A 14,928-nucleotide genomic window follows, 5' to 3' on the forward strand; every position below is an offset into this window, starting at 1 on the left:
GCGGCCTCTTGTTGCTGATGGAGGTGTTGGAACGCACGGACATAGCCTCCCGCGACGCCACTGATCCGCAATCGTGGTTCCTGTTCGCCGAGGCAAGTCGTGTGATGTACGCCGACCGTGATCGCTATTTCGGCGATCCGAACTTTGTCGATGTGCCGATCGATGGGCTCTTGGATGCGCGCTACGTCGACGGTCGTGCGGCGCTTATTGGTCAGTCCGCGGCTGAACGTTATGCGCCCGGTAACCCCGTTGGCGCGCCGGCCCAAGCGGCGGACGCGACCGAGGAGCCGGCCGGCACCACGCATTTCGTTGTGATAGACGCCGACGGAAACGCAGTCTCCATGACCGCGACGGTAGAATCCTATTTTGGCTCAGGCCGAATGGTCGACGGCTTTTTCCTCAACAATCAGATGACTGATTTCTCTTTCTCACCAAACGACAACGATGGCCGCGCCGCGGCCAATGCGGTTGCGGGCGGGAAGCGGCCGCGCTCTTCCATGTCGCCTGTGCTCATCCTTAACCAAGAGGGTCGTCTCGTGGGCGCTGTCGGGTCGCCCGGCGGCAATGCTATTCCCGCCTATGTGGCGAAAACGCTGGTGGGCGTACTTGATTGGCGGCTCTCTATGCAGCAAGCCATCGACCTCCCCAACCTCGTTGCGCGCGGCGACGCTTTCAACGGCGAAGCGCATCGTTTTCCGGAAGCGGTGCTGGTGGAGCTTGCGACGCGCGGTATTGAGGTGCGGCGCGGCAGTGGCGAGGAGTCCGGTATTCACGGCGTCATGCTGAGAGATGGCGGATTCGACGGCGGCGCGGATTCACGACGCGAGGGCGTGGCGCGCAGCGAAAGTGTGCAATAGCGGCGTTCGCCGCCAGAGGACGAGCGCGACGATAAATGCACGGCGCAAGGGGCGGAAAACATGGTGGTGCGCGTGCGAAGGAGGGCAAAGTCAGCCCTGCGCGCCACAATGCCTCGCCTATGCGGCTACGGCACATCGAAGTGTTCAATGCGATCTATCTGTGCGGCACGATCAGCGCAGCGGCCAAGTTTCTCAATGTGTCACAACCTTCGCTGAGCAAGACGCTCCGCCACGCGGAGGATCAGCTCGGCTTCAAGCTTTTTCGTCGTGTGCGCGGCCGGCTTTTGCCGACCGAGGAGGCGCACGTCGTCTATCGAGAATCACGCGAAGTGTACGCAAAGCTGGAGACGCTGCAGCAAGCGTGTCGTAGTCTGCGGGCAGGCGAAGGCGGGCGCGTTTCAGTGGCGGCGGTGCATTCCGCAGGCCTGGCGGCGGCGCCGGCGGCCATCGCGCGCTTTCGTAAGCAGCGGCCAGATGTCGTGTTCGACGTGCGCACTTTTCATCAGGATGAAGCGTTGCGCGCGCTCTTCGATCGCACTTGCGAGGTCGCCATCGTCTGGGATGCAGCGCTGCATCCACGCGTGGCAGCGCAGCGCATCGGGGGCGGCGAGTTGGTCTTGGTCTTCCCTCGTGGCGCATTCTCCAATGTTGGCGACCGCATCCCCATATCCTCTCTCGTGGGGCAGGATGTTATTGGCATCACTGCAAGCGGTCCCGTAGGGGATTTGTGGGCGGCCGCCCATGCCAAATTGGGCGGCGAGGTCCGGGAGGTCGTGTCGGCGCACACCTTCTTTGTCGCGGCCGCTCTTGTGCGGGAGGGTGCGGGCGTGGCGATACTCGATGAGCTGACCGCACGTGCTTATGCGGATGATCGGCTTGAGTTTCGCAAGCTCGATCCCCCCGTGCGTTTCGACGTCATGGCCGTGCACCTGGAGGATAGGCCGCTATCGCAGTTGGCGACGAAATTCATCTCCGAGTTGCGCAAGGAATTGGAGCGCACCTTGGCGGGCGATTAGGTCGCGCCCGCATAGCCTGCGGTTATGTCCAGCCGAGGTATCGGAAATTGCTGTGTGAGCGCGGATAGCGCCAATTGAAGTCAGTCCAGTGTGGAAAGGCTTCGACGTGATCCCTGCGCCCTATCTCCTTTATCTCGGTTCGAGCCAGGATCCGCTGTCGATTAAAACCGCGCGCGGTGTGGCGCATTGGCGGCCGGAAAAATGCGTGGGCGAGCGTCGCCTCAGCGCGGATGCGCAGAGCCTGGGGCTCGCCAATCTGAGCTATGGCGAAGCGGTCGCCCGCGGCGCACGCACCATGCTCATCGGCGTGGCCAATCGCGGCGGCGTGATGACGGAAGGCGACGTCGCCGAGGTGCTCGCCGCGATCGCCGCAGGTCTGGACGTCGCGTCGGGCCTGCATCAGCGCCTCCGCGACAACAAGGATATCGCTCAAGCGGCGGCGCGCCATGGCCGCAAGCTCTATGACGTGCGCGATCCGGCGCCGAACCTGCCGGTCGGCAATGGCGAGAAGCGCGCTGGCTATCGCCTGTTGACGGTGGGCACCGATTGCTCGGTCGGCAAGATGTACACAAGCCTCGCGCTCGAACGTGAGCTCAAGGGACGCAACGTGCGCTGTGACTTCCGTGCAACCGGGCAGACCGGGATCATGATCGACGGCGCGGGCGTTCCGGTGGATGCGGTAGTGGCCGATTTTATCTCCGGCTCCGTCGAGCAATTGTCGCCGGCCCGCAGCGATGGGGGATGGGACATCATCGAAGGCCAGGGCTCGCTCTATCATCCGTCTTACGCGGGCGTGTCGCTCGGATTGCTGCATGGGGCCCAGCCGGATGCGCTGGTGATTTGTGATGAACCTGGGCGCGCGCACATGCGCGGTTTGCCAGGCCGTGTGTTGCCGAGCCTTGAGGACACGATCCGGGTGAACCTCGAAGCGGCGCGACTCACCAACCCAAATGTCGTCGTCGTCGGTGTGGCGTTCAACACGTCAGGTCTGCCGCGCGCCGCCGCCGATCGGCTCTGTGCGGAGACGTCCGACAGAACCGGGCTCCCAGTCCAAGACCCCGTCGCCCATGGCGTTTCTCTCATCGTGGATCGGATGCTCGAATGCTTCGCAAGCTCACGGCGCGCGGCGAGCGCTGGCCGCTAAGTCGGCCTTTTCGCATTTCGCGAGGTGTGAAAACGCAGGCGGACGTGGTGACCGTTGAGATTGCCGCTGATGGCGCGGTCGGGATGGGCGAAGCGACGCCCTATGGCCGCTATGGTGAAACGACCGACAGCGTGCTCACTCAGATCGAGGGCGTACGCGCCGCGATCGAAGCGGGTGCAAGTCGAGAGGCATTGCAGGTCTTGTTGCCGGCAGGCGCCGCCCGCAATGCGCTGGACTGCGCTTTGTGGGATATTGAAGCCAAACTGTGCGGCCGCACGGTGGCCGAGATGATTGGCGCACCTGAGCCGCGTCGCATGGTGACTGCTGTGACCATCTCGCTCGACGCGCCGAGCGTCATGGGCGAAGCGGCAAACTCCCTGAGCGGCTGCCCGCTGATCAAGGTGAAGGTTGACGCGAATGATCCCGTCGCTGCTGTCCGCGCCGTGCGCGAAGCAGCGCCGCTCGCACGCTTGATCGTTGATCCGAATGAGAGTTGGTCGGTGGCGCAACTAGAGGTGTGGCAAGCCGAAATGTGTGCCTTGGAGGTGGCGTTGCTTGAGCAACCCATCCCGGCGGAGGAGGATCGGGCGCTCGAACGCCTGAAACCACTCGTACCGATTTGCGCCGACGAAGCCGTCCATGTGCGCGCTGACTTGAAGAAGCTGGCGGGCCGCTATCAGGCGGTGAATATCAAACTCGACAAGACCGGGGGGCTAACCGAAGCACTTGCGCTGCGCGAAGCTGCCTCCGCGATGGGCATGACGCTGATGGTTGGCTGCATGATCGGCACCTCTCTGGCCATGACGCCAGCGCTGCATGTCGCGCGAGACGCGAATTTCGTCGACCTCGATGGCCCTTGGTGGCTGGCGCAAGATCGCGAGAATCGCCTTGTTTTTAGCGATGGATGGCTCACGCCGCCTTCGCACGGATGGGGAATGCACGCCGCGCGGCCATAGCCGCAAGCTATAGGCGCTTGAATAAAAACTACACGCGGAAGCGCCGCGCTAGTGTTGGAGTTAAGCAGACAAGCGTCGCGAGTACAGCGACATGGAAATATGGGGGTCGGGGTAATGACGAAAGCTGGTAAGCGCGGCAAGGCGACACTGCGTTCAGTGCTCTTGGTGGGGGCGTCCTTCCTACTTGCGCCGTTGGCGTACGCTCAAGACGAGGAAGCTGGCGCCGATCCGACGGCGGGCGAGGAAGACATCGTCGTCGTCGGAACCCAGATCCGGGGTGCGCGCATTGACGATGCGCTTCCGGTCACTGTGATCGGCGAAGAGGACATTCAGGCCTCCGCGCCCACGAGCGGCGACGATCTCTTCCGCACCATCCCCCAAGCTGGCGACGTTACCTTCAACGAAGCGCGCTTGAGCGGCGGCATCAACGACGCGCGTGGCGACACTGCCTCGATCAATTTGCGCGCGCTCGGCACCGGCAACACGCTGATGCTGATCAACGGTCGCCGCATGACCTTGCACCCTGCGATCCAAACAGAGAATCTGGTGCCCGTCGCCACCGTCAACACCAATACCATCCCGGTTGCCGGCGTGCGCCGCGTCGAAGTATTGCGCGACGGCGCCGCGGCAATCTACGGCACCGATGCCGTGGCTGGCGTCGTCAACACGGTGCTGCGCGACAATTTTGAAGGCTTCCGCGTCAATTTCGAGGCGGTGCAAACGGAGAGCGCTGATCAGCAGCAATTCGACACGAGCTTCGAGTGGGGGCGCGACTTTAATGGTGGGCGCACCAATCTTTCGCTGTTTGGCTCATCGACATTCCGCGATCCGCTCTATGCGCGCGAGTTTGGCTACACCGCCGATTCAGACCTCCGCGATCGCCTCGTCGGTACGGCGTGGGAGGGCGATACCGACTTTCGCAATAACAGCCTGGACACCACATGGGGTGAATTCCGCCGCCTCAATCCGGTGACCTTCGCGCCGTCAACGTCGATTCTGCGCATCAACGGCGTCGCGGTTTCGTCAACGAGCTCGGGCGCGGCTACGTTCCACGTGCAGCCCGACACCAATCCCGGCTGTATCGTCGTTGTCGCCAATGGTCGGTGCTTCGACAACAGCGTGCTCTCAACGATCAGCGAAGATGAAAACCTGCGCTACAATTCCAACGCAGTCAGCACACTGCACGGTGAGACAGAGCGCGCCAATCTCTTCGCCTATCTCAACCACGATTTCGGCAACATAGAGTTCTTCGCCGAAGGCGGGTTCTACTTTTCGGACTTCACCAGCTATCGCGAGCAGGAGACCAACCTCAGCACGCAATTGCTCGTGGTGGGCGCTGACAATTATTACAATCCTTTCGGCACCGGGCCCGGCCGCATGGCGGGCGTCAATGTGGACGCCGCTGGCGTGGCGTTTGAGCTGCAGGATTATCGACCGGCCGACGCGGGCCCACTGCGCGTGGACGTCGATCAACGCGTCTATCGTCTCCTAAGCGGCTTTCGCGGTGATCATTGGGGTTGGGACTGGGAGACCGCGTATGTGTACTCGCGCGCGGACACCCATGACACAATGTATCAACCGAGCTTGACGCTGTTCCAAGACGCGCTGCTGCGCTCCACGCCAGATGCCTACAATCCGTTCGTCGGCGGCGATCCCGCCAATCCGGGTTCGGGTTGGGGGTCTGAGAACGCGCAGGAAGTGATCGACAGCTTCATCGTGCCGGTGCGGCGCGACAGTTACACATCGCTGGCGATGTGGGATTTCCGTATCTCACGGCCAGATCTGTTCACGAACTGGGCGGGGGATATCGGCATCGCGGCCGGTGTGGAGCTGCGCCGCGAAACCTACGAGGATAACCGCGACGATCGGCTGGATGGCACGATCACATTCACGGACGTGCGCGGCGTGGAGACGGGATCGGATGTGATGGGTGCGAGCCCGACGCCCGATACGAGCGGCTCGCGCAATGTGGAATCCGCGTTCCTGGAGCTCGCGGTGCCGCTCGTGTCGCCGGAGATGAACATCCCCTTCGCCCGCTCCATCGACGCGCAGCTGGCGCTCCGTTACGAGAATTACTCGCTGTTTGGCAGCGTGGCGAAGCCGAAGTTTGCGCTCTCCTGGTATCCGACGGACTGGCTGCAAGTGCGCTCCTCCTGGTCGGAGGGCTTCCGTGCGCCAAATCTGCCGCAGCAATTCGAGCGCGGCATCCTGCGTAGCAACGGCCGCACTGACTGGATCCGCTGCGAGGCGGAGCTGCGTCAGGGCAATATCACCAATTTTGACGACTGCAACACCGCAGGCGTTTCCGTGCAAAGCAATCGATCCGGGAGTGAGGATCTGCAGCCGGAGGAATCCGAGAATTTCACCGCCGGCTTTGTCTTCTCGCCGCCAGGTTGGCTGCCACAATGGGGTGAGCTCACCATCACCGCCGATTACTGGCGCATCGAGCAGACCGACGTGATCGGCCTCCTCGGCGACGCTAACGCGTTGACCCTCGACTACCTGCTGCGCGTGCAGGGGAGCTACAATGAGAATGTGCTGCGCGCGGACCCAACCGCCGAGGATATTGCGCTGTTCGATGGCACTGGCATCGCGCCTGTCGGTGAAGTCATTCAGGTCATCGACAATTATCGCAACTTGAATCCGCGCGAGGCCGACGGCGTGGACATCGGCATCTATTATGAGATCGACGATACGCCCCTTGGCGATTTCGACGTGAAACTCAATTTCGCGCGGTTGCTGAGCTTCTACCAATCGCCTGGTCCAGAGCAGCAAGCTTTGCTCGATGGCCAGGCGGACGGCACGATCGACGACACCATTTCGGTTCCAGGCGCCGAAAGCCTAGTCGAGCAAAATGGCCGCCCGAAATGGCGCAGCACCGCCACCGTAACCTGGCGCAATGGCAATGTCGGCGCCGGCTATTACATGTCCTATGTCAGCGGCGTAAATGATACGAGCGCTTCGCTGGCGGACGGCACGCTGTGGCGCGTCGACAGCTACCAGACGCACAATTTGTATCTGCAATACACATTCGATGCGCCAGGGCAGGCTGTTGACGATCTGCGTATTCGCGTCGGCGCCCGCAATTTCACCGACGAGACGCCGCCACTGGCCGACAGCGAGTACGGTTTCATTGGCGACCTGCATTCTCCGCGTGGACGCACTTGGTATCTGTCGCTCAACAAGCGCTTCTGAGTGGCGCCGAGGATCAGGTGTGGGAGGGCGCATGATCTGGAAGTCGATGCTGGTGGCGGGGCTGGTGGCGGTTGCGACCGGAACGGCCGCCGCGGACGAGCGCGTGGATCTCATCATCGCCGGTGGAAGCGTCTTTGACGGCGCCGCCGGCGAGGGACGTCTCGCAAATGTCGCGGTGCGCGGTGATCGCATCGTTCGCATCGGAGATACCAGTGACTTGAACGCAGTGCGGACGATCGATGCCTCCGGGCTGATCGTTGCGCCTGGCTTCATCGATCCGCATACGCACGCGGGGAGCGACCTGGGGGCCCAAGATCGCGACCGGCGCGCAATGCTGCACCAGATCACGCAAGGCGTCACAACGATCGTCATTGGCAACGACGGAGACGGTCCAATTGAAATTCGTCGGCGATTAGAGGGCTACGAGAGCGCTGGCGTTGGAGTCAACGTCGCGGGCTTCGTCGGCTTTGGCAGCGTACGCGAAGCCGTCGTCGGTGAGGATGATCGTGCGCCAAGTCGGTCGGAGTTGGATCGAATGCGCTCGCTCGTGGCGCAAGCCATGTGCGAGGGCGCGCTTGGCCTATCCACGGGTCTCTACTACGCGCCGCAGAGCTTCGCCGAGACCGATGAGGTGATCGCGTTGGCGCGCGAGGCGGGCGCGCGCGGTGGTCTCTACGAAAGCCACATACGCAGCGAAGGCGCCGGCAACATTGACGCCCTGCGCGAAGCGTTGCGTATCGGTCGAGAAGCCGACGCGCCGGTGCATATCGCCCACATCAAGGCGCTTGGCCGCGAGGCGAGCGGACGGGCGGAGGAAATGATCGCGCTGATTGAGGCGGAGCGCGCCGCGGGGCGGCGCGTCACCGCGGATCAGTACCCCTGGACGGCGTCCGGCACCCGCGTCGGCAATGCGTTGATCCCGCGCTGGACCCAAGACGGCGGTGATGAGGCCATGCGCCGGCGTTTGTCCGATCCAAGGTTGCGCGATCGGCTGCATGGGGAGATCGCGTCGCGCATTCGCGGACGCGGCGGCGCCGAGACGCTGCTTATCCTCACCGGGCATTATCGTGGCTTGACCCTTGAGCAAGCGGCGGAGCGCGCTGAGCTGGCTCCCGAAGAACTGGCGCGCCGCATTGCCGCCGACGGTGATGCGCGGCTTGCGTCGTTCAATATGAGCGAGGCGGAAATTGGCGCATTCATGGTGCTGCCCTGGGTGGTGACCAGCTCCGATGGCACGGTGGGCCATCCACGCCGAGTTGGGAGCTTTGCCCGGAAATTCCAGCGGTACGTGCGCGAGCAGAATGTGATCAGCGTGGGTGAGTTCGTACATCGCGGCGCCGGACTTACGGCTGATATTCTTGGCCTCGCCGGTCGCGGTTATCTGCGCGAGGGTTACTACGCCGACATCGCTGTCTTCGACGCTGAGGCGTTCGCCGCGCGCGCCGACTACGTAAATCCAGAGGAATTGTCGACCGGCATGCGCTTCGTTGTGGTCAATGGCGTCGTCGCTCTAGCCGATGGCGCGCCCACCGAAGCGTTGGCGGGCGAGGCGATCTTCAAACAGCCGACAGAAGGTACATGCGGATGAGAGCTGTTTTGAAGCTTTGGTTTGGCGTGCCGCTGTGGCAACGAATTCTATTCGCTTTGGTGCTGGGGGCAGTGGCGGGGGCGTTTTGGGGGCCGGGCGCCGAGAGCATCCGTTGGATCGGCGACTTGTTCGTTCGGCTCATCCGCATGTTGGTCGCGCCGTTGGTGTTCATCATCATTGCGGCTGGTGTTGCGGCCATGGGCGACGTGCGCCGCCTTGGCGGCGTGGGCGTTAAGACCATTGCACTCTATGTCGCGACCACTTTTGTCGCGGTCTGTATCGGCCTCGGCGTGGCCACATGGTTGCAGCCCGGAGCCGGCGTCAGTTTGGACGGGATCGTCCCGCAAGCGGTGGCTGAGCCACGCCCGCCCGGCGAAATCTTGATGAGCATCATTCCGCTCAACCCGATCCGCGCCCTGGCGGACGGCGAGACGCTCGCCGTGATCTTCTTCGCCGTGCTGTTCGGCGCGGGCGTGCTTGCGGCCGGCGAAGACGGACAGCCCGTCGCCAAGGTGCTCGCATCGGCGTCGGAAGTCCTGCTGAAGATCGTCGGCTTCATTATGGAGACGGCTCCCTTCGGCGTTTTCGCGCTGATTGCGGTCGTGATCGGCACGAAGGGTTTCGAGGCGTTCGTCAGCGTGCTGCAATTGGGCCTTTGCGTGCTGGTCGGCGCGGTGCTGCAGACGCTCGTAACACATGGGACGCTGGTGCGCGTGCTGGCTTGGCTGCCGCTTCTGCCCTTCTATCGCGGCGTCGCGGACGCGATCATGGTCGGGTTCTCCACCTCCTCAAGCTCGGCGACGTTGCCGGTGGCGATCCGCGTCGCCGAGGAAAATCTTGGCATCAAACCGTCGATTGCCTCCACGGTGCTGCCGCTTGGCGCGACGATCGGCATGGACGGCACCGCGATGTACATCGCGATGCTAACCCTGTTTGCGACGCAAGCCTTCGGCATTGATTTGTCGATGGCGGATTATCTGTTGATTGCTGGTACGACGACGATTGTCGCAATGGGCGTGGCGCCAGTGCCGTCTGGATCCCTATTCGTATTGGCGGCGGTGCTCTCCAGCATTGGCGTATCGCCTGAGCAGACCGCGCTGATCGTTGGCTTCATTCTGCCATTTGATCGGCCGCTCGACATGATCCGCACAGTGCCCAACGTTACTTGCGACCTCGCTATTGCGACGGTGGTGGCGCGATCCGAGAAAGAGATCGACGTCGCCGAGTATAAGAGCGCCAAAGACATCTAACGCTTGTGCAGGAGAGAAAGATGCAACCCTTCCATATGGCATTTCCGACTTCGGACTTGGCGGCGACGCGCGCATTCTTTGTCGATGTTCTCGGCGTGGGCGTTGGGCGGGAGTGTGACAAGTGGGTGGATTTTGATTTCTTCGGTCACCAGATCACGGCGCATCTCGACGCCAGCGCGAAGAAGGCCTCGACCAATCCGGTCGATGGCAAGAAGGTGCCGACGTTCCATTTCGGTGTCGTGCTCGATTGGGAAAATTGGGAGAAGCTCGCTGAGCGTCTTCGATCCAAGGGCGTTGAATTCGTGATCGAGCCCTATGTCCGCTTCCAGGGCGAAGTGGGCGAGCAGGGCACATTCTTCTTGTACGAACCGGCTGGGGCGGCTCTTGAGTTCAAGAGCTTCAAGGACATGTCCCAGCTGTTCGCGACCAAGCTCAACTAGTTCGCGGCCTGGTACTGCATCAGCGCGTCAGCGACGATCTCGCCGACGCGCTGCGTTGTCTCCGCGTTCGCGATGTCGTCAAGCTCTACGGTGATGCCGGGTGCGGCCAGTGTTTCTAGGGCCCATCCCTTGGAATTGCCGGTCTCCGGCGTGTGATTGTAGCTCCAGGCCGGCGGCGTGCGCATGCCGGCGTCGAGCTGTTGGCGCAGGAACGGCAGGAAGGAGATGGTCGGCGAGGGACTATCGAGCGGCGGCGCGTAGATCACGTTGCGGCCCGTGGAGTGGAAATCCAGAAAGGCGACCGTGGCGCGATTCTCGGCCTCTCGCAGGATGAGGCTGGTCATGCCTTGCGTTTCCGGCTGCGTCAGCCGCTGCCAATCTCGGTTGAGATCGAGCCCGCCGTTATTCCAGCGCCAATGCCCCCGCGCGACGCCGTCTGGATTCGGCGCAGGGAAAAGCAGTATGCGGTGGCTCGCGCGGAAAGCGCGCGCTTGTTCATTATCCGACATAATCCGCGCGACGAACGCGCGAAACGCTGCGGCGCCCGTAGTTTCTGGCGGGTGCTGGCGGGTTATCGCGACAACCAATTCCGGGCCGTCGCCGCCGGCATAAGCGACAAGCGGCGCTCCATCGATGGAGCGGCCATATTCGATCGTTTCAAAACCTTCTCCAGCGACCTGAGTTCTGACCCAGTCATGCATGGCGCCGGTGGTGAGTATGGGTTGACCGGCGATAAAGGTAGTTCCGGGCGCCAAGTGGAGTCGAAGCGTCGCGCGGTGGTTGGCGTCGTCAATAAGAACGTCCGATGGAGCAATGGGCCGCCAAGTGACGCCGTCGCGCGTGAAGTGCGGCGGATAGCGATGCTCGGTGTAATCATAGTCGAGCGTCACATTAAGGCGTGTGCGGGCGCTTGCGTCGATGCGGAAGGCATACCAAGGGCTTGAATTTATGGGCCGCCCCTCAGGCGGTACAGTGAGCGTTATGTTGCGCTCGTCCTCAATTCTGCAGCCGTGCCGCCCGCCCGTCGGGAAGTCCACAGAGATGGAGGCGGTGGCCGTGGCGCAGATTGGCGTCTGTGCGTGCGAGGGCGCGACCAGATGGGGCGCGGCCCACACTACGCAAGTAAGCGCCAGCACACGCGAATGCGCGAGAAGTCCGGCCATCTTCCATCCCCCAAATCTGCGTCGACGAGATTTTGAGGAAGACGAAACGGGTCCGACAAGACCTAAAATCTATCAAGGTCATAGACTGCGGTTATGCGTCGCGCGAGTCCACACGTGGCCGCCGCCGTCGAACGTTGGGCGTGGCGGCCATCGCGATTGAGCGCTGGATCACAGAACGTTTCCAGCGCCTGAATCTGAAGCGCGCTCAATGGGCTGGTCTGGTTGACAACGCAATCGTCGACGCGTGGCGGGGCCTTGGCGCGCGTAGTCCGAGTGGGAAGTTCTATTTCCACGCTTGCGCCCGCGCGGAGCTGCGACGTGCGGAGCTGGAGCGAGGGGGAGATACGCGCACACGGCGCGATGCGCGCGATCTGATCCGCGAAGGCGAGACTTGGCGCGTGCGCGAGGTGAGCCATTCCGCTCCGTTGCGAAATCAACGCAAGCGGACATTCAATCAGGGGTTGCCATCTCAATCGGGGCAGGAAGAGACATTTGGCTTGGCAAGAGAACCAGCTGAGCGGACATAACGAGCGTCGTTATGAGGCCCGCCGTGGCTGGACGTCTTGGACTGCGCAAGGAGCCTGGCCTAAGTCGATCGAAACCCCACCTTCGCGTGGGTGCCGTCGCAATAGGGTTTTGTGTTGGAATGGCCGCAGCGGCAGAGTCTTGCGGCTTGGCGGCGCGCCACCATGCGGCCGGTGCCGGAGATAATCTCCATATTGCCGCGCACCATCAGCGGACCATCGAGTTGCGGCGTGACTTCAAGCGGCCCATCTCGCACGGCGAGCATGTCGGTCTTGTCGCCCGTTGGCGGTTCACCGCTCGCATCGAAATGCACGTCATGATGCGAGCCGTCGCAGAATGGTTTGTTCTTCGAGGCGCCACAGCGGCAGAGCGTGGCGCGATAACCGAACGGCTTACCATCAATGCTGAGATCACCACGAAACGCGTAGGGGCCTGCCTCGCGCACCGAGATCAGATTCACCGGCGGCGGTTGTTCCTCGCGCCCGCCATCCTTGCGTCGATACTGGATCGCGCCGGATGGGCATTCGCGCGACACCGCCATCAATTCTTCGGCGTCCATGTCGTCGGGATGAATCCACGGCCCTTGCACGTTCGCCAAGAACACTTTCGGCGCGCCGGTCACGCAGAAGCGCGAGTGAATGCAAAGCTTGCCATGATAGATGATCTGCACCGCTTCGCCATCGACCACCTCCGCGCCATCGACCATTGCTGAGGGCGGGGCAGGCTTGGCCAAGGCCGGAGACGCGGCGTCAGTCGTCACGGCTGGCGCTGTCGTCATCGCGGTAAACCGTTGCGCCCGCAAAGCGAGCGCCTTGATCAAGCCCGCCGCGCGCGCCACGCGCATATCGCTCTGATCCAAACGCGCCGCATAGCGTGACAACTCATTCATGCGTTCAGCAAAAAACCGCCGCGCGCTGGCGCCTTGCGTGAAGGGCGCGGAATCCCGCAGCGCCGTGAACGACATGCCCGCATTGCAGCCCGGATTGGATGGCCCAGCCGGCCGCCGCGCAGCGCTTTCGCCCAGCAGCGTCATCGCCTTCATCAGGTCGATGCCCAGATCGACGGCGAGGTTCTTCTCCGGACTCGGCCCGTGCACCGAATAGGAATACGCAATCAGCCGCAGCATTGTCTGATACGCTGCATTCGCCACATCGACGATTGCGGTCGCCGCTTCGTCTTCTAACCAGACGCGACCTTCCGCGATCGGCGGACGACGCAGCACCGGATTGGTCGCGGCCGGATGCGCCGGTACGAAATCCGGATTCTTCGCCAGCAGCGCCTGGTACTCATCGCGAATGTTGCGGAAGCGGCAATAGTGCGAGTTCTGGCTTTCTTCGCTGGCGCCTTCGCCTTCGGTGATAATCGCCGCGCACGCCGCGATTGCCGTCTTCGAGCACAGCACAGGCTTGGCGCCGCGCAAATCAATTTCGTTCGGCGAAAGCTGCAAGCCCGGATCGCCGCAGAACAAATCCTTCTCGCCGAACTTGTCGGTCATGTACTTGAGCGCGAATTCCATCGTCTGATAGAATTGGCCCACGGTGTCGTAATCGATGGCCATCGGCGTCAGCCTGGGCTTCACAGCGCCGCGCTTGAACGAAAAATGTTGGAAGCCCGCGCCATCCGGTTCGTCCGAGCCTTCCGGCCGTTCAAGATGGATGAAATGCTGCAAAACATCCATGTTGAAGGGCGCGAGTTTCACCACGACCCTGCCGGGTAAGCCGCCCGGATCAAGCGGGAAATTATCGCGCCCAAACGCCGGCTGCCCGCCAAGGGCGGCCGTGATGTTCCACACCGCCGTCAGATGGCCCATTTCGTCGATCGCCACATCGAGGATTGCGCGCCGCCAGCGTTTTACGGCCTCGGCTTCTTCTGCGCTCAGGCCCTCGCTCTCGCCGTCCTTCAAGCTGAAAGCGGCGTAGAGATAGGTGCACATCAAATTGTGCTCGAGTTCCGCCGCCTCATAGAGCGCGTGGATCAATTGTTCGCGCGTCGGCGTGAGGACTGGTTCGGCCACCATGATCGGTCTCCCGCGCGATAGTCTTGTGTCCACGCTTTGGTGGAAATCATATCATGGTATAGTTTGGCCCACATCTGAAGGGGCGTAGGTAATTGACGATGGCAGACGCGCCGATCGTGCACATTATTGATGACGACGCCTCTTTGCGTGGCGCGCTCGATAGCCTGTTTCGCTCGACCGGGCAGGCGACGCGCCTTTATGATTCTGTCGCGGCGTTCATGGATGCGCCGCTGCCGGACGCGCCGGGCTGCCTCGTGCTTGACGTCCGCATGCCCGGCATGAGCGGGCTCGAGTTCCAACAAAAACTCGAAGAGCTGGGCGTGCGCCTGCCTGTCGTGTTCATGACGGGACACGGCGACATTCCCATGAGCGTGCGCGCCATGAAGGCGGGCGCCGTCGATTTCCTCGCCAAGCCCTTCCGCGATCAAGAAATGCTCGACGCTGTCGCGGCGGCGCTGGAGAGGGACCGTGCCCAGCGCGCTGAAGGCGGCAAACTCGATAGCCTCAAGGCCGCCTATGCCACGCTTTCACCGCGCGAACGCCAGGTGATGGCCCTGGTCGCCGCCGGCAAAATGAACAAACAAGTGGCGGGCGATCTCTCGCTTAGCGAGATCACGGTCAAAATCCACCGGGGCGCGGCGATGCGGAAAATGGGCGCGAAAACCTTGGCCGACCTCGTCCGCATGGCCGAAGCCCTGGATGTCCGTCCGGAACTCGGCGCCTGACCCATAGGCTGCACTTTCATACTTGCGTATGATTTCATCACATCCCGCCTAG

At 62.5% G+C, this 14,928-nt stretch carries 11 protein-coding genes; 9 read left to right on the forward strand and 2 right to left on the reverse strand.

All coding sequences use genetic code 11. The annotated features are described in order from the left end of the window. From VF769_RS16770 to VF769_RS16805, 8 genes are all read left to right on the forward strand, one after another. On the forward strand, positions 1 to 857 hold an 857-nt coding region (locus VF769_RS16770; RefSeq protein WP_331009582.1), incomplete at its 5' end, for a gamma-glutamyltransferase. A gap of 119 nt (positions 858 to 976) precedes the next feature. After that, positions 977 to 1,873, forward strand: coding sequence for a LysR family transcriptional regulator (locus tag VF769_RS16775; RefSeq protein WP_331009583.1), 897 nt, complete (start codon positions 977 to 979; stop codon positions 1,871 to 1,873). An 88-nt stretch (positions 1,874 to 1,961) separates the two neighbouring features. Then, positions 1,962 to 3,017: an N-acetyltransferase DgcN gene (gene dgcN, locus VF769_RS16780; RefSeq protein ID WP_331009584.1), complete on the forward strand. Its 1,056-nt coding sequence runs from the start codon at positions 1,962 to 1,964 to the stop codon at positions 3,015 to 3,017. Beyond that, a complete protein-coding gene (gene dgcA / locus VF769_RS16785) occupies positions 2,975 to 3,973 on the forward strand; it encodes an N-acetyl-D-Glu racemase DgcA (protein WP_331009585.1) in 999 nt (332 codons plus the stop codon). The genes dgcN and dgcA overlap by 43 nt, the downstream gene beginning before the upstream one ends. Before the next feature lie 114 nt (positions 3,974 to 4,087). Next, positions 4,088 to 7,168, forward strand: coding sequence for a TonB-dependent receptor domain-containing protein (locus VF769_RS16790; protein ID WP_331009586.1), 3,081 nt, complete (start codon positions 4,088 to 4,090; stop codon positions 7,166 to 7,168). A 31-nt stretch (positions 7,169 to 7,199) separates the two neighbouring features. Next, a complete protein-coding gene (locus tag VF769_RS16795) occupies positions 7,200 to 8,756 on the forward strand; it encodes an N-acyl-D-amino-acid deacylase family protein (protein ID WP_331009587.1) in 1,557 nt (518 codons plus the stop codon). Further along, a complete protein-coding gene (locus tag VF769_RS16800; protein ID WP_331009588.1) occupies positions 8,753 to 10,006 on the forward strand; it encodes a dicarboxylate/amino acid:cation symporter in 1,254 nt (417 codons plus the stop codon). The genes VF769_RS16795 and VF769_RS16800 overlap by 4 nt, the downstream gene beginning before the upstream one ends. A 20-nt stretch (positions 10,007 to 10,026) precedes the next feature. After that, the gene (locus VF769_RS16805; RefSeq protein ID WP_331009589.1) at positions 10,027 to 10,446 is read left to right on the forward strand and encodes a VOC family protein; all 420 of its coding nucleotides are present in this window, start codon (positions 10,027 to 10,029) and stop codon (positions 10,444 to 10,446) included. Here the strand turns inward: VF769_RS16805 and VF769_RS16810 are convergent. Beyond that, a complete protein-coding gene (locus VF769_RS16810; RefSeq protein WP_331009590.1) occupies positions 10,443 to 11,609 on the reverse strand; it encodes a M14 family zinc carboxypeptidase in 1,167 nt (388 codons plus the stop codon). The genes VF769_RS16805 and VF769_RS16810 overlap by 4 nt on opposite strands. 586 nt (positions 11,610 to 12,195) lie before the next feature. Then, complete coding sequence (locus tag VF769_RS16815; RefSeq protein WP_331009591.1) at positions 12,196 to 14,151, reverse strand: ferritin-like domain-containing protein; 1,956 nt, start codon at positions 14,149 to 14,151, stop codon at positions 12,196 to 12,198. A 98-nt stretch (positions 14,152 to 14,249) separates the two neighbouring features. Between VF769_RS16815 and VF769_RS16820 the strand changes: the two genes are divergently transcribed. Continuing rightward, on the forward strand, positions 14,250 to 14,876 hold the full coding sequence (locus VF769_RS16820) for a response regulator transcription factor (RefSeq protein ID WP_331009592.1): 627 nt from the start codon (positions 14,250 to 14,252) through the stop codon (positions 14,874 to 14,876). Positions 14,877 to 14,928: the final 52 nt, after the last annotated feature.

The organism is Vitreimonas sp. (genome assembly GCF_036392335.1).
Classification (GTDB): domain Bacteria; phylum Pseudomonadota; class Alphaproteobacteria; order Caulobacterales; family Aquidulcibacteraceae; genus Vitreimonas.

Coding starts and splice junctions, on each gene's coding strand:
- VF769_RS16790 (WP_331009586.1), top strand. CDS start 4,088: ATGACGAAAGCTGGTAAGCGCGGCAAGGCGACACTGCGTTCAGTGCTC.
- VF769_RS16820 (WP_331009592.1), top strand. CDS start 14,250: ATGGCAGACGCGCCGATCGTGCACATTATTGATGACGACGCCTCTTTG.
- dgcA (WP_331009585.1), top strand. CDS start 2,975: ATGCTTCGCAAGCTCACGGCGCGCGGCGAGCGCTGGCCGCTAAGTCGG.
- VF769_RS16815 (WP_331009591.1), bottom strand. CDS start 14,151: ATGGTGGCCGAACCAGTCCTCACGCCGACGCGCGAACAATTGATCCAC.
- VF769_RS16775 (WP_331009583.1), top strand. CDS start 977: ATGCGGCTACGGCACATCGAAGTGTTCAATGCGATCTATCTGTGCGGC.
- VF769_RS16795 (WP_331009587.1), top strand. CDS start 7,200: ATGATCTGGAAGTCGATGCTGGTGGCGGGGCTGGTGGCGGTTGCGACC.
- VF769_RS16810 (WP_331009590.1), bottom strand. CDS start 11,609: ATGGCCGGACTTCTCGCGCATTCGCGTGTGCTGGCGCTTACTTGCGTA.
- VF769_RS16805 (WP_331009589.1), top strand. CDS start 10,027: ATGCAACCCTTCCATATGGCATTTCCGACTTCGGACTTGGCGGCGACG.
- VF769_RS16800 (WP_331009588.1), top strand. CDS start 8,753: ATGAGAGCTGTTTTGAAGCTTTGGTTTGGCGTGCCGCTGTGGCAACGA.